The 22,309-nt window shown below is 54.9% G+C and carries 26 protein-coding genes; 16 read left to right on the plus strand and 10 right to left on the minus strand.

The genetic code is table 11. From position 1 onward, the window contains the following. The first annotated feature begins 112 nt into the window (after nucleotides 1-112). The 4 genes from BLU05_RS04905 (at nucleotide 113) to BLU05_RS04920 (ending at nucleotide 3,206) form a co-directional block, all read left to right on the plus strand. Complete coding sequence (locus tag BLU05_RS04905; RefSeq protein ID WP_091878058.1) at nucleotides 113-1,306, plus strand: hypothetical protein; 1,194 nt, start codon at nucleotides 113-115, stop codon at nucleotides 1,304-1,306. Next, nucleotides 1,303-1,893: a protein-S-isoprenylcysteine O-methyltransferase gene (locus BLU05_RS04910; RefSeq protein WP_091878059.1), complete on the plus strand. Its 591-nt coding sequence runs from the start codon at nucleotides 1,303-1,305 to the stop codon at nucleotides 1,891-1,893. Before BLU05_RS04905 ends, BLU05_RS04910 begins: the two co-directional genes overlap by 4 nt. A gap of 56 nt (nucleotides 1,894-1,949) precedes the next feature. Beyond that, the gene (locus tag BLU05_RS04915) at nucleotides 1,950-2,630 is read left to right on the plus strand and encodes a hypothetical protein (protein WP_139210398.1); all 681 of its coding nucleotides are present in this window, start codon (nucleotides 1,950-1,952) and stop codon (nucleotides 2,628-2,630) included. Nucleotides 2,631-2,816: 186 nt separating this feature from the next. Next, nucleotides 2,817-3,206: a DUF930 domain-containing protein gene (locus tag BLU05_RS04920; RefSeq protein ID WP_175540515.1), complete on the plus strand. Its 390-nt coding sequence runs from the start codon at nucleotides 2,817-2,819 to the stop codon at nucleotides 3,204-3,206. A gap of 48 nt (nucleotides 3,207-3,254) precedes the next feature. Here BLU05_RS04920 and BLU05_RS04925 read toward each other — a convergent pair whose 3' ends face one another. Further along, the gene (locus tag BLU05_RS04925; RefSeq protein ID WP_091878061.1) at nucleotides 3,255-4,193 is read right to left on the minus strand and encodes a cell wall hydrolase; all 939 of its coding nucleotides are present in this window, start codon (nucleotides 4,191-4,193) and stop codon (nucleotides 3,255-3,257) included. Nucleotides 4,194-4,433: 240 nt separating this feature from the next. On the opposite strand from BLU05_RS04925, the gene BLU05_RS04930 reads away from it, so the two are divergent. The 3 genes from BLU05_RS04930 to BLU05_RS04940 all read left to right on the plus strand — a co-directional run bounded on the left by BLU05_RS04930 (nucleotide 4,434) and on the right by BLU05_RS04940 (nucleotide 6,328). Next, entirely contained in the window at nucleotides 4,434-4,625 is a 192-nt protein-coding gene (locus BLU05_RS04930; RefSeq protein WP_139210400.1) for a hypothetical protein, read from the plus strand. A gap of 83 nt (nucleotides 4,626-4,708) precedes the next feature. After that, on the plus strand, nucleotides 4,709-5,488 hold the full coding sequence (locus tag BLU05_RS04935; protein ID WP_091878063.1) for a HugZ family pyridoxamine 5'-phosphate oxidase: 780 nt from the start codon (nucleotides 4,709-4,711) through the stop codon (nucleotides 5,486-5,488). Nucleotides 5,489-5,491: 3 nt separating this feature from the next. Next, nucleotides 5,492-6,328, plus strand: a complete 837-nt coding sequence (locus tag BLU05_RS04940) for a TrmH family RNA methyltransferase (RefSeq protein ID WP_091878064.1) — start codon at nucleotides 5,492-5,494, stop codon at nucleotides 6,326-6,328. On the opposite strand, the gene BLU05_RS04945 is transcribed toward BLU05_RS04940, so the two are convergent. Further along, nucleotides 6,299-7,360, minus strand: a complete 1,062-nt coding sequence (locus BLU05_RS04945) for a coiled-coil domain-containing protein (RefSeq protein WP_091878065.1) — start codon at nucleotides 7,358-7,360, stop codon at nucleotides 6,299-6,301. The two genes, BLU05_RS04940 and BLU05_RS04945, sit on opposite strands and share 30 nt — an antisense overlap. A 111-nt stretch (nucleotides 7,361-7,471) precedes the next feature. Then, on the minus strand, nucleotides 7,472-8,002 hold the full coding sequence (locus BLU05_RS04950; protein WP_244518192.1) for a DUF1134 domain-containing protein: 531 nt from the start codon (nucleotides 8,000-8,002) through the stop codon (nucleotides 7,472-7,474). A gap of 372 nt (nucleotides 8,003-8,374) precedes the next feature. On the opposite strand from BLU05_RS04950, the gene BLU05_RS04955 reads away from it, so the two are divergent. Beyond that, entirely contained in the window at nucleotides 8,375-9,004 is a 630-nt protein-coding gene (locus tag BLU05_RS04955) for a histidine phosphotransferase ChpT (RefSeq protein ID WP_091878067.1), read from the plus strand. Between the two features lie 108 nt (nucleotides 9,005-9,112). Next, entirely contained in the window at nucleotides 9,113-9,466 is a 354-nt protein-coding gene (locus BLU05_RS04960) for a response regulator (protein ID WP_244518149.1), read from the plus strand. Here the strand turns inward: BLU05_RS04960 and BLU05_RS04965 are convergent. Beyond that, nucleotides 9,453-10,319, minus strand: a complete 867-nt coding sequence (locus tag BLU05_RS04965) for a LysR family transcriptional regulator (protein WP_091878069.1) — start codon at nucleotides 10,317-10,319, stop codon at nucleotides 9,453-9,455. The two genes, BLU05_RS04960 and BLU05_RS04965, sit on opposite strands and share 14 nt — an antisense overlap. Nucleotides 10,320-10,411: 92 nt before the next feature. Here BLU05_RS04965 and BLU05_RS04970 point away from each other — a divergent pair, with 92 nt between their 5' ends. Then, nucleotides 10,412-11,377 (plus strand): quinone oxidoreductase family protein, encoded by a 966-nt coding sequence (locus tag BLU05_RS04970; protein ID WP_091878070.1) that lies wholly within the window; start codon nucleotides 10,412-10,414, stop codon nucleotides 11,375-11,377. A gap of 16 nt (nucleotides 11,378-11,393) precedes the next feature. On the opposite strand, the gene BLU05_RS04975 is transcribed toward BLU05_RS04970, so the two are convergent. Continuing rightward, nucleotides 11,394-12,668: an MFS transporter gene (locus tag BLU05_RS04975; protein WP_091878071.1), complete on the minus strand. Its 1,275-nt coding sequence runs from the start codon at nucleotides 12,666-12,668 to the stop codon at nucleotides 11,394-11,396. Between the two features lie 196 nt (nucleotides 12,669-12,864). Between BLU05_RS04975 and BLU05_RS04980 the strand changes: the two genes are divergently transcribed. The 3 genes from BLU05_RS04980 to BLU05_RS04990 all read left to right on the plus strand — a co-directional run bounded on the left by BLU05_RS04980 (nucleotide 12,865) and on the right by BLU05_RS04990 (nucleotide 15,171). Then, a complete protein-coding gene (locus BLU05_RS04980; protein ID WP_244518152.1) occupies nucleotides 12,865-14,082 on the plus strand; it encodes an aminotransferase-like domain-containing protein in 1,218 nt (405 codons plus the stop codon). A 15-nt stretch (nucleotides 14,083-14,097) separates the two neighbouring features. After that, nucleotides 14,098-14,460, plus strand: coding sequence for a VOC family protein (locus tag BLU05_RS04985; protein ID WP_091878073.1), 363 nt, complete (start codon nucleotides 14,098-14,100; stop codon nucleotides 14,458-14,460). A 132-nt stretch (nucleotides 14,461-14,592) separates the two neighbouring features. Then, on the plus strand, nucleotides 14,593-15,171 hold the full coding sequence (locus BLU05_RS04990; RefSeq protein WP_091878074.1) for a tyrosine phosphatase family protein: 579 nt from the start codon (nucleotides 14,593-14,595) through the stop codon (nucleotides 15,169-15,171). Nucleotides 15,172-15,251: 80 nt separating this feature from the next. Here the strand turns inward: BLU05_RS04990 and ctrA are convergent, their stop codons facing one another. Continuing rightward, the gene (gene ctrA, locus BLU05_RS04995) at nucleotides 15,252-15,953 is read right to left on the minus strand and encodes a response regulator transcription factor CtrA (RefSeq protein WP_091878075.1); all 702 of its coding nucleotides are present in this window, start codon (nucleotides 15,951-15,953) and stop codon (nucleotides 15,252-15,254) included. Nucleotides 15,954-16,423: 470 nt separating this feature from the next. Between ctrA and BLU05_RS05000 the strand changes: the two genes are divergently transcribed. Beyond that, nucleotides 16,424-16,810, plus strand: a complete 387-nt coding sequence (locus BLU05_RS05000; protein ID WP_091878076.1) for a flagellar export protein FliJ — start codon at nucleotides 16,424-16,426, stop codon at nucleotides 16,808-16,810. Between the two features lie 24 nt (nucleotides 16,811-16,834). On the opposite strand, the gene BLU05_RS05005 is transcribed toward BLU05_RS05000, so the two are convergent. Then, nucleotides 16,835-17,131: a GNAT family N-acetyltransferase gene (locus BLU05_RS05005; RefSeq protein WP_091878077.1), complete on the minus strand. Its 297-nt coding sequence runs from the start codon at nucleotides 17,129-17,131 to the stop codon at nucleotides 16,835-16,837. Nucleotides 17,132-17,211: 80 nt separating this feature from the next. On the opposite strand from BLU05_RS05005, the gene BLU05_RS05010 reads away from it, so the two are divergent. Continuing rightward, on the plus strand, nucleotides 17,212-17,682 hold the full coding sequence (locus tag BLU05_RS05010; RefSeq protein WP_091878078.1) for a paraquat-inducible protein A: 471 nt from the start codon (nucleotides 17,212-17,214) through the stop codon (nucleotides 17,680-17,682). A 64-nt stretch (nucleotides 17,683-17,746) separates the two neighbouring features. Here BLU05_RS05010 and BLU05_RS05015 read toward each other — a convergent pair whose 3' ends face one another. Next, nucleotides 17,747-18,022, minus strand: coding sequence for a CtrA inhibitor SciP (locus tag BLU05_RS05015; protein WP_091878079.1), 276 nt, complete (start codon nucleotides 18,020-18,022; stop codon nucleotides 17,747-17,749). 304 nt (nucleotides 18,023-18,326) lie between these two features. Between BLU05_RS05015 and mnmA the strand changes: the two genes are divergently transcribed. Beyond that, nucleotides 18,327-19,517 carry a tRNA 2-thiouridine(34) synthase MnmA gene (gene mnmA / locus BLU05_RS05020; RefSeq protein WP_175540516.1) on the plus strand — a complete coding sequence of 397 codons (1,191 nt, stop codon included), beginning with the start codon at nucleotides 18,327-18,329 and terminating at the stop codon, nucleotides 19,515-19,517. A gap of 197 nt (nucleotides 19,518-19,714) precedes the next feature. On the opposite strand, the gene BLU05_RS05025 is transcribed toward mnmA, so the two are convergent. Next, a complete protein-coding gene (locus tag BLU05_RS05025; protein WP_091878529.1) occupies nucleotides 19,715-20,842 on the minus strand; it encodes a DegT/DnrJ/EryC1/StrS family aminotransferase in 1,128 nt (375 codons plus the stop codon). 364 nt (nucleotides 20,843-21,206) lie between these two features. After that, the gene (locus tag BLU05_RS05030) at nucleotides 21,207-22,169 is read right to left on the minus strand and encodes a Gfo/Idh/MocA family protein (RefSeq protein WP_091878530.1); all 963 of its coding nucleotides are present in this window, start codon (nucleotides 22,167-22,169) and stop codon (nucleotides 21,207-21,209) included. Nucleotides 22,170-22,309 lie beyond the last annotated feature (140 nt).

Consider the following 22,309-nt stretch of genomic DNA (forward strand, 5'->3'; position numbering starts at 1 on the left):
ACCCTTTGGTATTGGCCACGTTCTGTTAACGTCGGTCATCTAAATTCCTTTTTAGCGAGCGAATGCTGAGGGCGCTGACAACACCGCAATTCAGAACCTGGAAAGGTGGCAGATGTCCGTTATCAATCGTCTGGTCGTTTTGTTGCCGGGCTTTGAACATATGCCGGTAGAGGCCCATCATCGGCGCTTCCTGCGGGAAGCAACCAAGACAGCGCCTGTCTATGACATGGCGCTGCGCGAAGACGGTGCGCTGAAAATTTCGTCCGCGGAAGATACTGTCAGCGTGGGTGAATTTCGGTTGCAAACGGCGGGCCCCAACTGGTCTGCACAGACCGATTTCGTGCTTTATGGACTGGGTGACATCAATCTTTTCTATGCATCCAGAAATCCCATTGCCCGGATCTTGAGCGGGATCATTGCGCTGATCGATTTCATCATCACAGGCACATTCTTCCGCTTCATTGCGACGAGCTGGCGTTACGCGCTGTTCTTCCTCTATCCACTCGTCATCATGGGTGCCATCCTTGGTCTTGCTTTCGGTGCCGGGGGCATTGCCTGGCAGTTTTCCCGTGAGGCGATGGTACCAATGGCGGTTTCGGTGATCATGGCGCTGGCATTGCTGGTGCTTGCAGCCCGCAGAATGCATTTTCTGCTGCTCATGGATGACTGGACATTTGCGCGCGATATGGCGCGCAACCGGCGACCGGACATTACGGCGAAGCTGCGATATGTGATTGCCGACGCGGCAAACCGTATCAGCCGCGCGCCTGCCACAACCGAAGTCGTGGTCGCTGCCCACAGTATGGGCGCCATCTGTGCCCTGCAGATTCTTGATAAAGCCCTGCAAAAGAATAGTTCACGGCGTTATGGCTTGCTCACGGTTGGTTCAAGTCTTCTCAAGATCGCCTTGCACCCGGCAGCAGACGCTTTGCGCTCCAGTGTTGAAAAGGTTGCCCGCAGCCGCACACTTTGGGTTGATGCGCAGTCACTGACAGATCCTATGAATTTCTATAAATCGAATCCGGTACGAGACCTGAATATATCAGATGCGGAATCCCCCGTTCTGGTAAGAGTCCGCTTCCGCAATCAACTTTGCGATGAAACCTACAAAGCCATCAAACATAATTTCTTTCGTGTACACCGGCAGTTTGTCTACGGCGTCGAGAAGCGCTCGGCCTATTCCTGGCATGCAATACTCTGTGGACCTGAGTGCTTTTCGGATATCGCAACAAGCGGCGGTCTGGCGTGCGAGTGTACTGCGCACGTCGCCTCGTCCATCAAAATACCTGAAACTGCCGCCGTATGATTTCGCTTGTCGTTGCCGGAAAGGCCCTGTGGGTCGTTTTTATAGTGACCTGGTATCTGCTGCGCCGCCCGTTTGACCGGCGCGCGCAACGGGCCAAACTGACGGTTGATCGCAGAAAGGGTGCAGATACCGTTCGGCTGGCGGTGTCTCTCATTGGTCTTGGCATCATACCCGCATTCTATGTAGCGACAGGACAACCAAGATTTGCGTCTTACGCCCCAAATCCTGCACTCCTAGCCCTTGGTATTCTGGCCGGTATTGCCGCTTTGATCCTGTTTCGCCTGACGCACAAGGCACTCGGTCAGATGTGGTCCGTGTCGCTGCAATTGAAACAGGACCACAAGCTCATCACCACGGGCATCTACCAACGTTTGCGGCACCCGATGTATTCGGCCTTCTGGCTGATGGCATTGACCCAGGCCCTGCTTTTGCCCAATTATATTGCCGGTCTTTCCGGTCTCGCGGGGTTCGGCTTCCTGTTCTTCCTGAGAATAGGAGCGGAGGAGCGAATGATGGAGGAAGCCTTCGGGGAAGAGTATCGTCAGTACCGTGCCAGAACCTGGCGCGTGCTGCCATTCGTCTATTGAAAGCCGGGCCATTTCGATGGTCTGGTCATCACAGGATTGAAAAGAGAATCGCCTTGGTGAACATTGCCTCAACCAGTTCCGCGCCGTTCAAGGTGCTGCTTGCATCGGTCTTTGCGACATCCCTCGCTGCCTGCCAGTCCGCCCCATCATCCGATGTGTCCGTTAGCCCGTCTGCTTATACGGCCGAAATACCAGAATTGACCTGCGCCGCCCACGGCAGCGTCAAAGGCGCCGCGGCGAAATTGACAGCCAACCGCACCAGACCGGGTGATCCGGCCTATATGGAATTTCGTCAGCGTCTGTCGCCGGGCATTCCAAGCGGCCACATGTATGTGGTCTTCGGCAGGCTTGATGCCAAAGGCAATCCTGTGACCCGCCAATATAATGGCCTCTTTCCCAAAGGCAGCTTGCTTGGCCTTTATGGCGGCGCCATCATTCCCATGCCGTCCGAACTGAAACCGAGCTATTCCGATTGCAATTTCACCACCGGCGCCGCCTATCGCGTTTCCCTGACAGAGGCCCAGTACCAGCGTCTTCTCAGCAAGGTACGCGCCAATCTGGCCAACCCGCCGCTGTGGACCATGTTTGGTTTCAACTGCAACAACTACGCCGCCTCTTTGGGCTCTGTTGCTGGTCTTGTCGAACCATCCAACCGTGCCCTGCCGTCATTTGCCTATATCTACGCTTACATCGAAGCGAACGGCGACAAGAAACCACCGGCGAAAAAGCCGGTGTGACCCGACATCACAACCAGTTTACCGCTGTGGATTATCCAGCCGGCTTCCATAATTTGGTCCCAATCCGGGAGACATCTGACGGCGTTTTGGACTATGGTGCGAATGGTCCCGCATGAAGGCAAGCCGTCCATTGATCCCGACAAATTATACGATCCTTCTGCCCGAAATTCAGAGAGCCCGGCGTAAATGAAATCACTTATAGCCATGCTTTTGTTGACGATCGCAATGACCGGTTCATCCAAGGCCATGGATTCAAAGGAAGCGGAAGAACTGGAAGGATTGAGCCCGGAAACGCGGCTGGAGCAGCGGTGTGACCTTGAGGCAATGGAGCGCATTCACCACGATCCGGTCAAGCTCGTACCCGATGAACTCGTCGCCTACGCCTTTAAGGACCCCAAGGTGACCGGTGATAAAATCCAGTCCACCGGCGCTGCGTTTCGCAGCAAGGGCGAGTGGTACCACCTTTCCTACACATGCACGACGTCACCGGATCACATGACCATCCTGACGTTTCAATATGCAATTGGACAGATGGTTCCACACGACGAATGGTCACAGCACTTCCTCGTACCATAACCACATGCCAATGAGCGCCGCTCTCGCGGCGCCAGATCGTTCATTGCCTTAATTGGCCGGAGCCGGCCGGTCCTGAGCGAGCAGCATCTGGCCGATAGCATCAACCGATTTGCTCTTGGGAGCTTCGAAAGCAAGCACTGCCGGCTCTGCAGCCTGTGGCATAGCAGTTGGCTTGGCCGAGGCTGGTGCAGTGAAGACCATCGCCGGTGCGGGCGGATCAACCGGCACCGCAATATTGGCAAATGCCAGCTGCTGCGGCGCAGCAGCAGGTGCAGTCTGGGCCTGAGCCACCGCAAAAGGCTGGTTTGTCACGCGCCCGGACGTTGTGGTCGTCATCGTCGGCTGCGCACTGGCAACCATGATGTTGTTGACCGATGCCGGGTTGGTATTTCTCATACTGGCGATATAGGCATTGGCAATGGCAACGCTTGCAACCTTGCTACCCAAGTCAGGTGTATTGTAACGGTCCCGCTTCTCGTAAAAGGCATTACCACCGGCAACAACCGTGTAGTGCATGTTCCGGTAAGGGAAGCGCAGTCCAGCCGTATGGAAGAACATAGCTTCCTTGACCTTGGGATGACGCTGGCCCTTGAGCACTGCGTCTGCTGCCTGCTGTACATCAGGAAGTGCTGCCGACTGCATAGGCCGGGAAAGAACACCGGGAGCAAACTGCCCCTTTTCGCCAACGACGCCGCAAATCGTATTCGCATATTTGCCGGAATCGAGACGATTCATAACCACAGTCCCCACCGCGAGCAAACCATCCTGGCTCGAGCGGTTGGACTCAAAGAACATCGCCCGCTCAAGACATTCCTTGTCCTTCGGGGTATAGGCGTAGCTTTTGGAAACGGTTGTATTGTTGCTTGCCAGATTTGCCTTCACCTTACCGGCGTGCTGGGCAGTCTGCGTAGAGCACCCACTTACGAGGCCAATGGCGGCTATAACACCCACAATCCCGGGGGTTTTCCACTTCCTTGCGCCGATCACGAAGCAATTCTCATCGCTGTTTTTCCTGCTGGTGAAGTTGGTCACAGATTGATGTCATTTAGGGCCAAACAATGGCAAAGAGAGTTAACGTGTAATCACTTTCTATCATCTATTTGAAATCATGGCGTTATTTTATTCACAAAAGAAGCAAAAAATTTCTAATAATGGCAAAATTAAGAATTTGTTTACCGTATTTATAGTATGATTTTCGCAGTTGATCCCGGCTTGAGAGGCAGAATCATGCCAAGCTATTCCGCAAGATATGACACGCGTGAAGCATTGATGGAAGCGCTCGTGGAACTGATGGCGCTCGACATTCCTGTTGAAGAATTTGCCCCGGTTTTGTGTACGATTGGCCCTGTCGATCTCGATCTGCTCGCCGATTGCATCCATGATGCCGGCATTAACGACACCAGATCAATCGCTGCTTAACACCTTATCGTCCTTTCGCTGAAATCGCTTGTCCTGTACCGGCCGAGCAACTATCTCTCGCTCAACATAATGAGGGATAGGCCGTGACCGACAAGAAGGATGTATTACGCGAGACCGACGCAGAAGCTGTCCGATTGGCAAAGACACTGGTCCGCAAGGCACGTTACGCTGTCATAGCGACACTTGATCCTGCGACCGGCAGTCCCATTGCCACCCGTGTCGGCCTTTCCACGGATCATGACGGCACGCCTGTTATTCTTGTCTCGGCCCTTTCCGCACACACGCCTGCCCTGATCGCTGACCCGCGTTGTTCGCTGCTGATCGGAGAGGTTGGCAAGGGTGACCCGCTGGCCCATCCACGCATAACCGTGTTTGCCAAGGCACGAGAAATTGCCCGTGAAGGCGCTGAACATGCCCGTATCGAATGGCGCTATCTCGCGCACCAGCCCAAGGCCAAGCTTTATGCCGGGCTTGGCGATTTCCGCTTTTTCCGTCTTGAGCCGACAGGTGCGAGCCTCAACGGCGGGTTTGGTAGGGCTTACCAGTTAACTGCTGATGACCTGCTCAGCCTCAATCCAGTCAATGAAGAATTGGCGGCAGCGGAGAAAAATGCAGCCGAACATATGAATGATGACCACGCGCAGGCTATAGCGCTCTATGCGCGGTTTTACGCCAAGGCACCTGATGGAAGCTGGCGGATAACCGGCATCGACGCGGAGGGTTTTGATATTGCCGATGGTGATGATGTGCAGCGTATCTGGTTTTCCACGCCGCTCGGCTCAGCCAAGGATATGCATATGAGCCTCGTGCGCATGGCTGGCGAGGCGCGGGCAGGCTTGGGCACTGCTGGCGAAACGGCCTGAAACATGGCATCGGATGACCAGATCTGGCTCGACCATCGCACCATTCGCATCGATGATCCAGAAGATGCGCGGCTTGTGCCCTATCGCGATGTTCGCGAGCGCGATCTGGTTGGCCGGGAAGGCCGCTTCATCGCGGAAGGTAAGGTTGTACTCAATGTATTGCTTGCGAACGCTGCTTTCGCCGTAGAGTCGCTTCTGGTCCTGGAAAACCGGCTTGCAGGGCTGTTAGAGCAAATCTGTCTCTGCCCGGATGACGTTCCTGTCTATTGCGTGTCGCGCCATGTCATGGATGCGATTGCCGGTTTTCCCATGCATCGCGGTATCCTCGCAGTTGGGCGGCGCAGTACGCCCTGCTCTACCAGTCAATTGATTGATGCTCTCCCCGAAAAATCACTTGCCGTGGTGCTTTGCGGCATATCCAACCACGACAATATGGGTTCGATCTTTCGCAATGCCGCTGCGTTCGAGGCTGACTGCATTCTGATGGATAAAACCAGCTGTGACCCGCTTTACCGCAAGGCAATCCGCGTCTCCGTAGGTGCAGCGCTCAAAGTGCCATTCGCCCGCGAAGGTTCAATTGAGGAAATTGTCGGCAAGCTGCAACGAGCCGGTTTTGATATCTATGCGTTGAGTCCCTCAGGCACCGAAACCATCTACACGGCACAACCCGGAGCGCGCACGGCCCTGCTGCTCGGAACCGAGGGAGAGGGTCTGCCAAAAGCATTGATGCAAAAGCTGCGGACTGTCAGAATTCCCATGTCGCAGGAATTTGACAGTTTGAATGTCGCAACAGCGTCAGGCATTGCCCTGTCACGATTTAGCCGATTCTCCGCCGCCTGATTCAATGGCCGATGCTGCCTTTTGCAGCGCGCGGATACGATCGGCCAGACTGACAATGACCTCGCCATTGTCGTCATAGGCCACTGCCGCATCTTTCCCCGTGCCATCAAGCAGTTTGTTCACCGGGGACGCTGGTCCCTCGAGCCGGGCAACCATCGCGACGACCTGCGATGCAAGTGTGTTCATTTCCTCGCGCAGCCGTTTGCTTTCCTCGGCCTGCACCAGCGCCTGCTTGCCACGAGGCGTTTCCGTGGCAGCAATGCCCTGTTTACGGCCTTCAGCAATCACGTTGCGCAACCGCTCATTAAGCCGTCCAACTTCTTTTTCCCGCCGCAAAAGCTTGGCCTCACTGTCTGAAAGCTGTGTCACAAGGGTTGTCGCCTGTGTCTGGGCATCGCTACCACCCTTTTTTTCCTGTTCGAATGAATGCTGCAAGGCTTTGATCTCGGTCTCCAGCTTGCGCTTCTGCTCCTCGGCATCGCGTCGGCCCTGACGCGCTTCCTTCAACTCATCCGAAAGATTCTCGATGCGCGTGCCCTGCGCTGCAACATCGATCTGCAAGCTGTCAGCCTTCGTTGCCGTGCTGGTCAAACGCCTGTTTAAAAGCTCCAGCTCCGCCGAACGTTGTTCGAGGGTCTGTGCTGTATTGCTCAGGTCTTTCCCCGTCTTTTCCAGCGTCTGCCCCCGTTCGGCAAGCGTAGCCTGCAACTCGGCAATTGTGGTGTCACGCGCAGAAACATCACTGGAAAGTGTGCGAATCTGCCGTTCCTTGTCACTGAATTCGGCCAATTGTTTCGCAGACTTTTCCTTCACGCCCGCAAGGGTCATTTCGAGCTTGCGTTCACTGACCGCGTGTTCGGCACGCAAGCCATCGCGCTGGGCCTGTATTTCATTGAGCGTCAGCGGCGTTTCGGCCTCGACACGCCTGCGCGTAAGCAGCATCGCGCGGCGCCAGACAGGCGGTGCAAAAATCAGCGCCAGCAGCACGGCGCTCAAAAATCCAAGAGCAAAATAAAGCGCGGTCTGGATCACGATAAAAGTCCTATTGGTAGCTCAATCTGGCACAATGACAGTCTGGCATCAAACGGCAAAGACGCGGGAACAGTTTCCGCGTCTTTGCTATAGGTTAGCAGTATGGAGGGATCAAAACGGATTCCAGGTTGGTGACTGGGTGATCTTGAGATAGCCGACATTCACACCAAGCCGCGCGCCAACGCCTGTGCGGATCGGCACGAGCAGGACCTGATTGCGCTTGAGCACGTTGAAGCCAACGCCAGCGAAGAGATAGGCCGAACCGGCCACACCGACAAAACGGCCATAGAGGTTCTGTACATCGTCAAGATTGTAGACGAGCATCATGACACGGGAGCCTTGGCCACCAAAATCCCATCCGATGGATGGTCCCTGCCAGAATGTTTTGTGATCGCCCGCATTCTTTGTGTAGAGCGAGCCTTCGCCATAGGTGAGACCGCCGATGATGGCGCCCGAACCTTCTTCACCGAGGATGTACCCGTTCGGCAAACCATAGCTCTGGAAAATCTTCTCGACAGCGGACGCTAGTCCCCCGGAGGTCGATCCAAAGAACCTCTGCCCCGAATTGACGATCTCGTTCATCGAGTACTGGTCCTGAGCAGCACTGGCCATTCGCGGCTGTGCGACAACCAGCGACACCATCGTCAGGATCAGAAGAAAAAAACGGTTCATAGACAAGAATAGAGACGCCATCATAATTCCTTTTGGCTGTTCGCTTCTTTGTCCGACGCCAGTTGCGAATCTTGTGTTCGCTTTATAATTGAAGCACCATTTAAGGGTCTAAACCTTGTATAAAAGTTTATGAATCGATCTTGGCATTTCAATGGCTTGCCTGGGACGAGAAAAAGATAGCGATTTCAGCAGCTACCGGCATTTTCGACGTCGTTCTTGCCCATGCGGACTGAGCTATGTATCCAAATGCAGCAGCAATCAGAGTGATTCGCATGAACATCTGATTCGGCTTGAGCCCAATGTGCAGACCAAACCGCTAGCCAATCTTCAGGAGACTCTCTTATGACATTGCCCGTAATTCTTTCGGCAACGGACCTCGGAGCCCTGCTGAGCAGCCGTATCTGCCATGACATCATTTCGCCAGTCGGCGCGATCAACAACGGTCTGGAGCTTCTGGAAGAAGGTGGCGCTGACGAAGACGCCATGAACCTTATCAAGTCGAGTGCGCGCAGCGCCTCCGCCCGGCTTCAGTTTGCCCGCATTGCTTTCGGTGCGGCGGGTTCCGCGGGCGTTCAGATTGACACCGGCGATGCCCAGAACGTTGCCAATGAATATATGAAGGGCGAGAAGGCCGAATTCACCTGGACTGGCAATCGTGTCCTGCTGCCGAAGAACAAGGTAAAACTGCTTCTCAACCTCGTTCTGATCGCCAATGCGGCCCTGCCGCGTGGCGGCACGTTGAATGTGGCACTGGAAACACCGGAGACCGAACCGCGCTTTGTTCTGACCTCGCGTGGCCCGATGCTGCGCGTCCCACCAAAATTCCTCGAATTGCACAGCGGCAAGACCCCGGAAGAGCCTATCGATGCCCATGCCGTCCAGCCTTATTACACCCTGCTTCTGGCGCAGGAAGCGGGCATGACGATTTCCATCCACGCCACCCCCGAAGAGATCATCTTTTCCGCCGTTTAAAAATTTACCATTCGCCTTGGGCATTTCTTCACGGAGTGCCTGTTACTCTCCCCTGACGCGGCTGCAATCTCGCAGCAATTCCGGGGGGAGTTCGCATTGTTACGGTGCATGATTGTCGATGGGGCACCGGTTGTCCGCAAAGTTGCAACGCGCCTGCTCGCCAGCGACACTGTCGTCGTGACAACTGCCGACACGGGCTTCCAGACGGTTTCCGCCTGCAGCGTGGAAATGCCTGACATTATCATTCTGGATTGCGCCCTGCCGGATATGCCATCTGTTGATATTATCACCCAGATCCGCGCACTTCCCGGTGGCACAGCGGCCAGGATTTATCTCTGCCTTGCTGAAATCGATGTCACGAGGATCATGCGGGCAAAGCGGGCTGGAGCGGCTGGCTATCTCCTGAAACCATTCAACCGGGAATCCATTTCCGGAATTCTCCCCGCAGCTACGGTGCTTTAATCGGGCATTCCCTGCCAATAATATCGGCAAGGAACGTCATAACCGTACGCATGGCCGGTGAACGGCTGACATCCGGATAGGCAGTCAACCATATATCGCGGACAGGCGGCGGTTCCTGTACATCCAGCTTGACCAGCATCGGATCATTGTCGCCCATGAAACAAGGAAGCGCCGCCGCCCCCAAGCCTGCACGGGCCGCCTCCTGCTGGCCGAAGAGATCACTGGCCTGAAAGATAATCGGACGACCCGCAAGGATCGCACGTAACCACACCTGTTGGGTCAGGTGATCGAGTGTTGAATCATATGCAATGAAAGCCAGCGTTTCGGGTGGCAGGGCCGCCTGTTCGCGGGTGGCATAGAGTGCGAAGTGGAGGGCACCGATCCGCCGGATCAGCAGGTCCTGTTCCGTTGGCCTCGTCATACGCACAGCCACATCCGCCTCGCTGCGATCAAGCGCAGCATTATGCGACGCACCCGCCAGCGCCAGGGTTATATCGGGGTGCTCGCGATGAAACTCCACCACATGCGGCGCAATCAGTCTTGCCGCAACTGCGGGCGGTGCGCTGATGCGCACCGTTGCTGTCGCCGATTCGGTCAGGCCACGCGCACGCCTGTTGATGGCTTGGGACAGGCGCGCCATTTCTTCTGCAAGCTCAGCAAGCGCGCTTCCTTCCGCTGTAAGCGGCGAGCGGCGTGGCAGACGATCCACGAGACGCAACGAAAGTGATTGCTCCAGCGCTGCCACACGGCGTCCGACCGTCGCATGATCAACGCCAAGTTCACGCGCGGCAGCCGACAAGGAACCTGTCCGCGCCAGAACGGAAAAATAATGCAAATCCTGCCAATCAAACATAGGTGCATTATTGCACAGATAGAGGGATAAAACACAGAATTTCCACACATAGTCTGATGTGGTCGAATGCCTCCATTCCAAAGGAGAACATTATGTCATTGATTGTGGAAATGAGCGGCCATGGCGGCCCTGAAGTGTTGCATACACGCGATATCAAGGTCGCTGACCCCGGTCCAAACGAGGTTCGCATCCGCCAGACAGCCATTGGCGTCAATTTTGTCGATATTTACTTCCGCACGGGGCTCTATTCACCACCGAGCCTGCCCGCGGTGCTTGGGTTTGAAGGCGCAGGCACTATTGATGCCGTGGGAGACGATGTCACCGACCTTAAACCCGGCGATCGCGTCGGCTATACCGGCATGCCGCTGGGTGGTTACGCGGAAGTGCGGCTGCTCCCACAATCACGCCTGATCAAACTGCCGGATGCCGTTTCGGATCGCGTCGCCGCAAGCACGTTCCTGCGCGGTTTAACCGCCTATATGCTTTTGCATGAGGTCCGTGCGATCAAACGGGGCGAGTGGATACTGGTCCACGCGGCCGCGGGCGGCGTTGGCCAATTGGTTGCCCGCTGGGCAAAACGTCTTGGCGTCAATGTGATTGGCACGGTTGGCTCGGAAGGCAAGGTTGCACTGGCAAAAGCAGCCGGTGCAGATGAAGTCCTGTTTCATAAATCACCCGATTGGGCCGAGCGCGTTCGCCAGATTGCTGACGGTAAAGGTGTACACCTTGCCATTGATGGCATCGGTGGCTCCACCTTCACCCAGACACTGAAGACAATTCGTCCTTTCGGAATTCTCGGATCAATCGGACAGCCCGCGGGCCCAATTCCTCCAATACGCATCGAAGATTTGGGCAATATCGCCGTAATGCGCCCCAGTATCATTGCTTCCGTCAACGACCCGGAATTCTATCAGCGTGCCTCCAAGTCCCTTTTATCGGTCCTGCAGGATGGTCTGGAGAGTTCCATTGGCGCCGAATACGCGCTTCACGACGCGGCAAAAGCCCAAGCCGACCTTGAAGCTGGCAAAACAACGGGAAGTGTGATTCTCACCATCTGAATTTGATGCGCAATCGCTACAGAGCCGTCACCCCCCTGCGAAAAACGGTCATTGTGACGATCATATTTACCACCACGATAGCCATCAACAGCAACAGTGTCATGTCGATACCGTGACTGCGAATAATGCCGCCGGCTATATAGGGAAAGCCAAAGGCGCCAATGAAATAGCCGATCGTGAACACTTGCGATGCGACGGGAATCGAGAGCCCTCTTTCATCCGCAAGGTTCACGATCATGGCGTTGAGTGTTGAATAGGTTAGGCCGTATCCGACCGCAAACAGCAGTGTGGCCATAATATAGAGCGTCATGCTTTTCTCATTCACGGCTAGCAGGACAAGCGCCGACAGAGTGAGTGCGAACATTGTAAATACCAGCTTTCCCAACGGCAATTTGCCAATGTGTGATGCAATCGAAAAGCGCAACGCCACCGTCGTTGCCGTAAATGTCAGAAAAAACGTCCCAGAACTAAGATTTCGCGATTCTGCATAGAGCGTTTGAAACGTCGAAAGACCGGAAAAAACGCAAGCAGATAGTCCGATCATAATGACGGGAAAGACCGTCCTTGCACCTACGATGCCCGATGCAAGCGGGATTGTGAGAGCAACCGCTGCCATCGGCAACTGATCGATCGTTTTCAATGCACGCCGCGCCCACACCATCAAGCCAGCGGCTATCAGACAGAACAACCCGTAGCAGACGTAAATCATTGCGGGCGAGCCGAGCCCCCGAACGAGCAGATGTCCCAGCGGAGCAGAAAGTCCGATACCCAGCATTTGCGAGCCGGATAGTAACGTCAAGGCTTCAATCCGACCGGCGGGCTTCAGGCAATGGATAAGCTGTATCGGTGCCAAAATGTAAAAGACAGACCAGCCAAGTCCCAGCAGCAAGCCTCCCGCATAAGCGATGCCAATGCCAAGAATTCCCAAACCTGCAAAGCAAGCCATAGCGCATGCCATCATCACGGCGGAGCAGATGATCAAAGGCAGGATGCCTATGCGTTCGGCGAACCGGCCCGCGCCAACGCAACCTGCCAAGGTGGCAATGGTACCAATACTGATGATATTTCCCGCCTCGGCAGCATTTCGGCCAGCTGCGCGCAACACGTCGACCAGCAAAAAACTGGAGCCGTAGGCGATGGCCAATATCATTGCACCAATGAGGAACGGAACGAACGCGCCAGCCGGCATTCTGTCCGCAAGAGAACCAATGGGCATTTCAGGACTGGCTTCTATCTCCGGGAGAAAAAGCGTTTCCGTATTGTGATGAGTATCGTTATCATATGTTTTCATGAAAAGAGATAACAGCCTTCATATCGTTACTCAAGCTTTACGTGATCTGATTGCATCTTCCGCGCCCGGCTCTCAATTGCCATCGGTACGTGAGTTGATAGAAAAATTCCGAGTCAGCCCTGCCACGGTGCAAAATGCCTTTGCCCGATTAACCGGTGAGGGTCTGATTGATCCAAGACCAGGACAGGGAACGTTCGTGCGCCAACGTCCGTTGAATGTCGCGACACCGGACCTTTCCTGGCAGGCAGTAGCGCTCGGTGCCGCACGCGACACAAGCGAATCGATGCAGGACCTGCTGGCGTTGCCGTCCCCCCGCAGCATGCCGCTAAGCATGGGTTATCTGCCCCCTGACCTGCAGGCGACCGAGCTTCTTTCAACCGCTTTGAAACAGGTCGCCAAACAACCTGCGCTTTGGGATCGCCTGCCATTGGAAGGCATGGAGCCGCTCAGAAGCTGGTTCGCGCGTGAAATAGGTCAGGGAAATATATTTACCCCGCATGAGGTCATCATCTGTCCCGGTGGGCAAGCAGCCATAGCAAGTACCTTACGTGCATTGCTTGCACCGGGCAGCACCCTGCTTGTCGAAGCGCCCACCTATATTGGCGTTATCTCGGCTGCACGGGCTGCAGGCATAACGCTCGTGCCCGTACCGACGGATGGAGATGGCGTCCGGCCCGATTTGCTGGAGGCCACATTGCGCGAAACCGGCGCGCGCGTGTTTTACTGCCAACCGACCTTTGCCAATCCGTCCGGCACGCTACTTTCGCAAAAGCGCCGCAACGACGTGCTCGGAGTGATCTCCGATGCGAGAGCATTTCTGATCGAGGATGACTGGGCACGCGACCTGTATCTTGGAACTCCACCTCCAGCGCCGCTTGCCGCGCAAGATTCGGATGGCCACGTCATTTACATCCGCTCTCTGGCAAAATCCGCTGCTCCCGGCCTACGCATAGCGGCGATTATGGCGCGGGGTGCGGCATTGGCACGATTGCGGGCAACACGCGGTGGAGAAGATTTTTTTGTTTCAGGACCATTACAGGCGGTGGCATTGAACATCGTCACATCTTCGGGTTGGAAACGACATCTGAACAATGCGCGCAATGCACTGACTGAGAGGCGCGATACACTGATGGCCGCGCTTCGCAGTGAGTTGGGGCATGATATACGCATAAACGCACCCCAAGGCGGCATGCATTTATGGGTGCAACTGGAAGATCATGTGTCCGACGTCGCTATCGCCTCGGACCTCGCACGCCAAGGCGTTCTGGTCAGCCCGGGTAAGGTATGGTTCCCAGCTGATCCCCCCGGTTCTTATCTCAGGCTGACATTCGCAGCTGCACCGTCCATATTGCGCGAGGGCGCGCGGATCATTGCGACCACATTAAAACAAAAGAGCGGCCCACAAAGCGGCTGATTACGAGAGACAACAATGGCAATAACCGGAATCGATCACATTCAGCTGGCTATGCCTGAGGGCGAAGAACAGGCTGCCCGCGCGTTCTATGACGGCCTTCTCGGCATTCCTGAAGTCGCCAAGCCCGCGGCGCTCGCCGGCAGAGGCGGATGCTGGTTCGAAATCGGCAGCGTTCGCATTCATCTGGGCATCGAACAGAATTTTTCGCCTGCAAAGAAAGCGCATCCGGCCCTTTTGACTGATGATCTGTTTGCGCTGGCCCGCACTCTGGAGACGGCGGGTTATGCCGTCACAGAAGACCAGCCACTGGAGAAATACGACAGGCGCTTCGTCAATGACCCTTTCGGCAACCGCATCGAACTGATGCAGCTCAAATGAAACAATGATAACAGCCGTTGACGATCAAACGTCGTAAATATGTCGGAAAGCCTCTGATAATCTTTGCTATCGCCCCGGAACGCTTTCACAATGCGATTGGCCCCACAAACCCATCAGGATGATCGATTCCCCATGAAACCTCTGTCCATCTCGACGCTTACCATTTGCGGCATTGACGAATTGCCAGACCAAAGCAGCCGCACCGTCACCCACGTTCTTTCGATTCTCGATCCGAACTGGCCGGAACTGGAAGCATTTCAGGCATACGGCACCCATCACCGCACGACACTGAATTTTCACGACATCATCAATGCGGAGGAAGGCAAGATATTGCCTGAGCCTGAGCACGTGTCTGAAATCCTGAAGTTCGGCAAAAGCCTTGCCGAATCAAAGGTTGAAGGCGCTGAAGGACACCTGCTGATCCATTGTCACATGGGCATATCCCGTTCGACGGCCGCCATGCTCTCGCTGCTTGCCCAGACCTATCCGGATGAGCCCGAAACCCGTCTGTTCGAGCGTCTGCGCGAGATACGCCCGCAAGCCTGGCCAAATTCCCTGATGATACAATATGCGGATGATCTTCTTGACCGGAAAGGCAAGCTCGTTGATGAGCTGCGTCGCCATTACAGCTGGCAGATCAAGCGCGAGCCGAACTATCTTGAATGGATGGCCCGTATTGGCCGCAGCCGCGAAATTGAAATGGCCGCCTGATCCAAATCAAACTTTTCCGCCCGAATGCAAAAGGCTCCGTCAATGACGGAGCCTTTTGATTTGAGCACCTGAAATATCGATCAGGCGATTTCGCGCATATCCGACGCATCCGGCTCACGCAGCACATAGCCACGGCCCCAGACGGTCTCGATATAATTGATACCGCCTGATGCATTGTCGAGCTTCTTGCGCAGTTTGCAGATGAAAACGTCGATGATCTTGAGTTCCGGCTCATCCATACCGCCATAAAGGTGGTTGAGGAACATTTCCTTGGTAAGCGTCGTGCCCTTGCGGAGCGAAAGCAGCTCCAGCATCTGGTATTCCTTGCCTGTCAGGTGAACGCGCTGGCCAGTGACTTCAACAGTCTTGGCATCGAGGTTCACGATCAGGTCGCCAGTGGTGATAACAGACTGTGCATGGCCCTTCGAGCGGCGAACGATTGCATGAATGCGTGCAACCAGTTCGTCCTTATGGAAAGGCTTGGTCATGTAGTCATCAGCGCCAAAACCAAGGCCGCGCACCTTATCCTCGATACCGGCCATGCCAGAGAGGATGAGGATAGGCGTCTTCACCTTGGAGAGACGCAGGGTCCTCAGGACTTCATAACCGGACATATCCGGCAGGTTGAGGTCGAGGAGGATGATATCATAGTCGTAGAGCTTGCCGAGATCGACACCCTCTTCGCCCAGATCCGTCGTATAAACATTGAAGCTTTCCGACTTGAGCATCAATTCGATGCTCTGGGCCGTCGCACTATCGTCTTCGATTAAAAGAACCCGCATATCATTCCCCTTTTCCCGCCGCTGAAATGGGTTGCCCAAGAAACCTCGATCAGGGCAATCCCGAAGTCAGGTCGCGAAACAAGCCGTTTCCATAACGTTAAGATTGCCACCGAATGGTTAACAAAATCTAATTCCGCTTTGCAAGTGTCTTTGACTCATAAGTTAAAAATCTTAGACACTGCATTGATTCATAAGGTGAGTCACCCGGTCAAAAACCATCAGCCAAAGCTTCAGGTTCTGCGCCTAAGCGATTCATTCGACTCAATAAATTTTTTGCCAGACACAACTGACATCGGTTTACCGAGCTTTAAGTCTTAAGGCGTATGATTAATGCTGAACGTAAAGGAAAGGTTACCAGACGCGGCAACCTTTAAGTTTTTGTTTCATTTTCCCGAAGTGATTCGGGTGAAACGCCAGCCGGATGACTCCTGTTTGAGGGTCTGTGTACCGGCTTTGTGGGGGTACAGAGTATGAAGTCGCATGAAGGTTTGGTTCGATTGAAACTGTTTCAGGTCAAGGAAAAGCGCCGTCAACTCGGCCAGCTTGATCTCATGATGGGTGAATTCGAACGCATGGCTGCCGAATTGGACGCGCAGATTATGTCCGAGGAAAAAAAGGCGGGCATTACCGACACGTCGCATTTTGCCTACCCGACATTCGCCAAGGCTGCACGCCAGCGCCGTGACAATCTTTTTGATTCGATCCGTGATTTGAAGACTCAGAAAGACGATGCCGAGGCAGCGCTCTCCGAATCAGAAGCCGAATTGGCAAAAGCCGAGGCGCTGGAACAGCGCGACGGCAAGGTTCGCGACATGGATGAAATGCCTGTTGCCGACAAACGCGCCATGATCGGCTGAATTTAAAAAGAGGCAGCCGCCTCTTTAGTTCTGCTGCACCACATCCGCCCAATCCTTATGACGAAGGGATTGGGCGCGCATGAACGGGCATAGGGGAATGATCTTCCATCCCCCTGCCCTTGCGTCTTCCACCGCATGCAGCGCCAGTGCTTGCCCTACGCCCTGACCGCGCAGTTCATCCGGCACACCCGTATGATCGACAATGATCAACTCGGGATTCACCCGCGAAAACGTCATTTCCGCCTCATGCCCCGAAACGACGGCCGCATAGCGCCCGCCCTTCGCCGTTTCTTCTTTGGTGATGGTGATATCATTTGCCATTGAACTTCTCCTTGACGCCGAAAGTGCCTTGCCGTCATTCATGACCCGTTAGATCAGCTTTTAAGGCTAAGCGGAACACCATGGCAGCGACGAGATTATTGATTCCCCTGTTTCTTTTCATCGCGACTTTCTCGCTGGCATTGGGTCTCACCATGCCGTTGATGAATGTCAGCAAGCTCTATTTTTTTGATGAGAACCCGTCTTTGGTCGGACTCATTGCGGCTTTATGGACCGGCGGCGATTGGCTTCTGGCCGTTATCGTCGCGCTTTTTTCGGTGATTCTTCCGATTGGCAAATTGGCGGTCGCGCAATTGGCTGCTGCGCACGAACCAATCGCCGCGCGGCTTCTGCATCGCTGGATCGGCATCCTGTCAAAATGGTCGATGCTGGATGTCTTGCTTGTGGCACTGGTGATTTTTGCCGCCAAGACCAGCGGACTTGCGACAGCAATTGCTCAGCCGGGCCTTTGGTTTTTCGCAGCCTCAGCCATTCTTTCCGCCATCGCCACGCATTTCATCGTGCAGCAGGAAAAAGCAGACGCCCAATCGTGAGGGCCAAAAACGGAAAAGGCTGGTCTCAACGACCAGCCTAAGCCTAACTCAAAGGCGACATCATCTAATGACGATATTGCTGTATCCGGGTCGTTCTTAATCCAGCCAGGCCATGATCAGAGATCGAGGACTGCCAGGACAGGAACTCTTCCACCGTCAAAGTATAGCGATGGCAAGCCTCCTCAAGACTAAGAAGACCACCGCGAACAGCGGCAACCACCTCAGCCTTGCGGCGAATAACCCAACGCCGCGTGTTTGCGGGTGGAAGATCGGCGATGGTCAGCGGGCTGCCATCCGGGCCGATTACGTATTTTACTCTCGGTCGAACAAGATCGGTCATTGTACTCTCTACACTAAACTTCAAGACCTATCGCACCTGACATTACATGCAGGGCTTTAATAATTGCCTAAACCTTCGGTCATTCTCTGGTAACTTCTGTAAATTCCTGAAGATTATTCAAAACCCAGATTTTGCGGGCTTTCACGGCTGCTATCCGCCGTTGCCATCACGACACGTCCCTCACCTTTGCGTGAGAAAAATGCGTCGCACACCACTTCCTGTTGGCAAGATCGAGTCAATTGACCTATATAGGGGCCTTGAATATCCCTGCGCCGTTATGCCGCTGCAAGAACCGGATCTGCTTATGACACTGAATAATCTCGATCTGCCGGGCAAGCCGGAAGACACCCGTATCGTCGTCGCCATGTCTGGCGGCGTGGATTCTTCTGTTGTGGCGGGCATTCTCAAACGTCAGGGTTATGATGTCGTTGGCGTTACCTTGCAGCTCTATGATCACGGCGCATCGAGCCATCGTGCCGGCTCCTGTTGCGCCGGTCAGGACATTGAAGATGCACGCCGTGTGTCCGAGCGTCTTGGCATTCCGCATTATGTTCTGGATTATGAAGCGCGTTTCCGCGAAGCCGTGATCGATCCCTTTGCCAACAGCTATGTCAGCGGCGAAACACCGATTCCGTGTGTATCCTGCAATCAGACCGTCAAATTTGCGGATCTGTTGCAGACCGCGCGCGATCTTGGCGCCGATGCGCTGGCGACCGGTCATTATATCCGCAGTCAGGCCAATGGCGCGCACCGTTCCCTGTACCGCCCTGTCGATTCGGACAAGGACCAGAGCTACTTCCTGTTTGCCACCACGCAGGAGCAGATCGACTATCTGCGCTTCCCGCTCGGCGGCCTGACCAAGCCGGAAACCCGCGCCATTGCCGAGGAACTTGGCCTGACAGTCGCCAACAAGCAGGACAGTCAGGACATCTGCTTTGTGCCGCAGGGCAAATATTCAGACATTATTTCGAAGCTGAAGCCTGAAGCTGCCAATCCCGGTGATATCGTCCACATCGATGGCCGTGTCCTTGGCCGCCATGAAGGCATCGTTCATTATACGATTGGCCAGCGCCGCGGTATCGGCGTTGCCACAGGCGATCCGCTCTATGTGGTGCATCTTGATGCCGCTAATGCGCGTGTTGTTGTCGGCCCGCGCGAAGCGCTGGAAACCCGCAAAGTCTTCCTGCGCAATGTCAATTGGCTTGGTGATGATGCGCTTTCCGGCATTCCGGAAGGCGGCGTTGAGGTTTATGCCAAGGTCCGCTCCACCCGCCCGCCACGCCCGGCGGTTCTGCATCACCGCGATGGCGAGACATGGGTGGAACTGATTGATGGTGAAAGCGGTATCGCGCCCGGTCAGGCCTGTGTGCTTTATTCTGATGACAGCAATACCGCCCGCGTTTACGGCGGCGGCTTCATCGGCCGCTCAGAACGCGCCCCGCAGGCGGAAGCCATGCTCAAGCGCCTCGCACAGCAGGGTCAGGCTGTCGCCTGACCTCTAGCTATTTTATTTACGCTGCAATTTGGTGGTTCGTGGTTCGACAAGCTCACCATGAGGGGCTTGGGTGGATACAACGCTAATCGCAAGCGTTGCGGATCACTAAGGTTGCAGAACTTGCCCCCCTACATCACCCCTCTCCCTCATGGTGAGCTTGTCGAACCACGCACCAATCCCATCGAGCTTAAAAACGCTTATGCAGCGTTTTTCTGCTGGAATTCACGAATAGTCCCGATAATCCGGTCCTGATCCGCTTCACTCAGATAAGCATGCATTGGCAGGCACAGGATATTCTTCGGCAGGGTTTCCGACACAGCCAAACCACCCGGCGCTTGCATGTAATGCGCATAGGCCTCCTGCAGATGCAGCGGCTTCACATAATAAATGACCGACGGAATGCCATTGGCCTGCAAATGGGCCTTCAGCGCATCACGGTTGGCAGTCTCGATCGCATACTGCGCCCAGGCAGAGCGTGAACCCTCAGGCATATACGCAACCTTGACCACATCCTTCAGACCATTGGCATAGCGCTTGGCAACAACCTGCCGCGCTTCCATCTCATCTTCGAGAATAGCCAGCTTTTCGATGAGGATCGCCGCCTGAATCGTATCAAGGCGCGAATTCATGCCGACACGCACATTGTCATACTGCGTCTCGCCCTTGCCGTGGAACAGGATGGAACGCAGCAAATCAGCCAGTGCCCCATCATTGGTGAACATGGCACCACCATCACCATAGCAGCCCAAAGGCTTGGCCGGGTAGAAGCTGGTCGCGCCGACATGGCCGAATGCGCCGCACATGGCATTGTCGCGCTTGCCACCGACAGACTGCGCCGCATCTTCAATTACAAACAGACCGTATTTGTCAGCAATCGCCGAGACTGACGTATAGTTGGCGGCAAGACCGAACAGATCAACAGGAATGATGGCCTTCGGCTGCAGACGGCCTTCGGCAAGCACGGCCTTGATGGCGGCTTCAAGCTGCTCGACATTGATATTGTACGTATCAGCATCCACATCGATGAATACAGGCTCGGCACCAACAAGCGCTACAACTTCCGCCGTGGCAGCAAAAGTGAAGCTTGGGCAGAACACCGCATCGCCGGGGCCGATGCCGCGCGCCATCAATGGAATCTGCAGTGCATCCGTACCGTTGGCACAGGCGACCACATGCTCAACGCCAAGATATTCGCCAAGGCGCTTTTCAAACTCGGCAACCTCAGGTCCAAGGATATATTTGCCTTCACGCACCACTTTGGCGATTGCCGCATCAAGCTTGTCGCTAATCCGTTCACGCTGTGCGCCGAGATCGATGAACTGCATCATTGCTCCAATATAAAATGTCTCCGCGAATCCGTCGCGGAAAACGGTCAAGACAACTCTTTAGTGGGGCCGTGGGAGGTCTGCCAGACGTTGTCGTTCAAAGTTTGTCCGGTCTTGTAACAACGCTTTACGTTGAGAGCAATGATACGTTGCTTTTTGGACGTGTGATGGGGCGTGGTTCGTGGTTCGACAAGCTCACCATGAGGGAGAGTGAGGAGGCAACGATAATCGCCAACTTTGTGTATCACAAAGATTGCAGAATAAGGCTCCTCTCATCCTGAGCCTGTCGAAGGGCCTCATGGTGAGCTTGTCGAACCACGAACCACGAACCACCTACTGCTTACCACTTACTGCCAACAGACAATCAGCCGACCTTGCCATGTGCAACAGTACCGGCAGTCAGAATTCGCAAAACGCGAATCGCTTCTTCACCATCGGTCAGCGGCTCGCTGCGGGTATTGATGCTGTCGATGAAATTCTGGCATTCGCGCGTCAGTGGCATGCCTTGCGCAATCTTCACATATGTGGGCTCTTCCGTTGTCGATGCCCATTGGCCGTTGTCCTGCCAGATCGAATGCTTGTAGACCGCAAGCTTCTTGTCCCACTGTTCCATGTCATCAAAGACAGCCATGGCCTTGGTTCCGACAACCGTAAGGCGGCGCTCGCGATAGGGATTGAGGCGCGAGGCAAAAAGGTGCCCGCGAATATTGTTGGGAAAGCGCATATGCAGATGTGCGAAATCGCTCAAGTGATCGAGCACCGCAGCGCCCTCGCCGCGCACTTCCAGCGGCTCCGTGCCGGTGATCGCCAGAATCATCGACAGGTCATGCGGAGCCAGATCCCACAGCGCATCATTTTCCGTGTGGAACTTTCCAAGCCCCAGACGATGGGAATGGATATAGCGCACATCACCGAGATCACCGGCCTTGATCAGTTCAAGAAGCTTTTCAAACGCCGGGTGAAAGCGCAGCACATGGCCAACCATGAAAATGCGTCCATTATCACGCGCGGCTTGCACAGCAGCCACTGCATCAGGAACGGTCAGAGCAATCGGCTTTTCGACAAGCACATCCTTGCCATTGGTAACGGCACGAATCGCGGCAGCCGCATGGAACTGCGGCGGCAGGGCCATAACGATGGCATCAACGTCGGGATGGGTGAAAAGATCCTCGACTTCAATATGCAGAACATTCTGCTCCGCGGCGAAGCCGGCGGCGCGATCAGTGTTCTGGTCGGAGACCGCAAACAGCGCCCCGAGACTCTTCAATGTCCGGATATGATTGCTGCCCCAATAGCCGCAACCCAGCACTGCAATCCGTGGAGCCATCTTTTCAGCCTTTTTCATCACGGCATCCAATATCCGCAGGAAGAAACGAACACAAGTCTTGGATAAGGAGAAGATTGCTTGACAGGTCGTTGCTCCCCACATATATCCGCCCCGTCCCTGTCAATTGACAGCGCGTCCCC

This window comes from Phyllobacterium sp. OV277 (assembly GCF_900104355.1).
GTDB lineage: Bacteria > Pseudomonadota > Alphaproteobacteria > Rhizobiales > Rhizobiaceae > Phyllobacterium.

Bases quoted from the DNA above. Each gene is read 5' to 3' on its own strand.
- BLU05_RS05015 (WP_091878079.1), bottom strand. From the start codon at position 18,022: ATGACCGATCTTGTTCGACCGAGAGTAAAATACGTAATCGGCCCGGAT.
- BLU05_RS05000 (WP_091878076.1), top strand. From the start codon at position 16,424: ATGAAGTCGCATGAAGGTTTGGTTCGATTGAAACTGTTTCAGGTCAAG.
- BLU05_RS04985 (WP_091878073.1), top strand. From the start codon at position 14,098: ATGGCAATAACCGGAATCGATCACATTCAGCTGGCTATGCCTGAGGGC.
- BLU05_RS04920 (WP_175540515.1), top strand. From the start codon at position 2,817: ATGAAATCACTTATAGCCATGCTTTTGTTGACGATCGCAATGACCGGT.
- BLU05_RS04905 (WP_091878058.1), top strand. From the start codon at position 113: ATGTCCGTTATCAATCGTCTGGTCGTTTTGTTGCCGGGCTTTGAACAT.
- BLU05_RS05010 (WP_091878078.1), top strand. From the start codon at position 17,212: ATGGCAGCGACGAGATTATTGATTCCCCTGTTTCTTTTCATCGCGACT.
- BLU05_RS04955 (WP_091878067.1), top strand. From the start codon at position 8,375: ATGACATTGCCCGTAATTCTTTCGGCAACGGACCTCGGAGCCCTGCTG.
- BLU05_RS04960 (WP_244518149.1), top strand. From the start codon at position 9,113: ATGATTGTCGATGGGGCACCGGTTGTCCGCAAAGTTGCAACGCGCCTG.
- BLU05_RS04910 (WP_091878059.1), top strand. From the start codon at position 1,303: ATGATTTCGCTTGTCGTTGCCGGAAAGGCCCTGTGGGTCGTTTTTATA.
- ctrA (WP_091878075.1), bottom strand. From the start codon at position 15,953: ATGCGGGTTCTTTTAATCGAAGACGATAGTGCGACGGCCCAGAGCATC.
- BLU05_RS04930 (WP_139210400.1), top strand. From the start codon at position 4,434: ATGCCAAGCTATTCCGCAAGATATGACACGCGTGAAGCATTGATGGAA.
- BLU05_RS05025 (WP_091878529.1), bottom strand. From the start codon at position 20,842: ATGCAGTTCATCGATCTCGGCGCACAGCGTGAACGGATTAGCGACAAG.
- BLU05_RS04965 (WP_091878069.1), bottom strand. From the start codon at position 10,319: ATGTTTGATTGGCAGGATTTGCATTATTTTTCCGTTCTGGCGCGGACA.
- mnmA (WP_175540516.1), top strand. From the start codon at position 18,327: ATGACACTGAATAATCTCGATCTGCCGGGCAAGCCGGAAGACACCCGT.
- BLU05_RS04975 (WP_091878071.1), bottom strand. From the start codon at position 12,668: ATGAAAACATATGATAACGATACTCATCACAATACGGAAACGCTTTTT.
- BLU05_RS04940 (WP_091878064.1), top strand. From the start codon at position 5,492: ATGGCATCGGATGACCAGATCTGGCTCGACCATCGCACCATTCGCATC.
- BLU05_RS05005 (WP_091878077.1), bottom strand. From the start codon at position 17,131: ATGGCAAATGATATCACCATCACCAAAGAAGAAACGGCGAAGGGCGGG.
- BLU05_RS04970 (WP_091878070.1), top strand. From the start codon at position 10,412: ATGTCATTGATTGTGGAAATGAGCGGCCATGGCGGCCCTGAAGTGTTG.
- BLU05_RS05030 (WP_091878530.1), bottom strand. From the start codon at position 22,169: ATGGCTCCACGGATTGCAGTGCTGGGTTGCGGCTATTGGGGCAGCAAT.
- BLU05_RS04990 (WP_091878074.1), top strand. From the start codon at position 14,593: ATGAAACCTCTGTCCATCTCGACGCTTACCATTTGCGGCATTGACGAA.
- BLU05_RS04950 (WP_244518192.1), bottom strand. From the start codon at position 8,002: ATGGTGTCGCTGGTTGTCGCACAGCCGCGAATGGCCAGTGCTGCTCAG.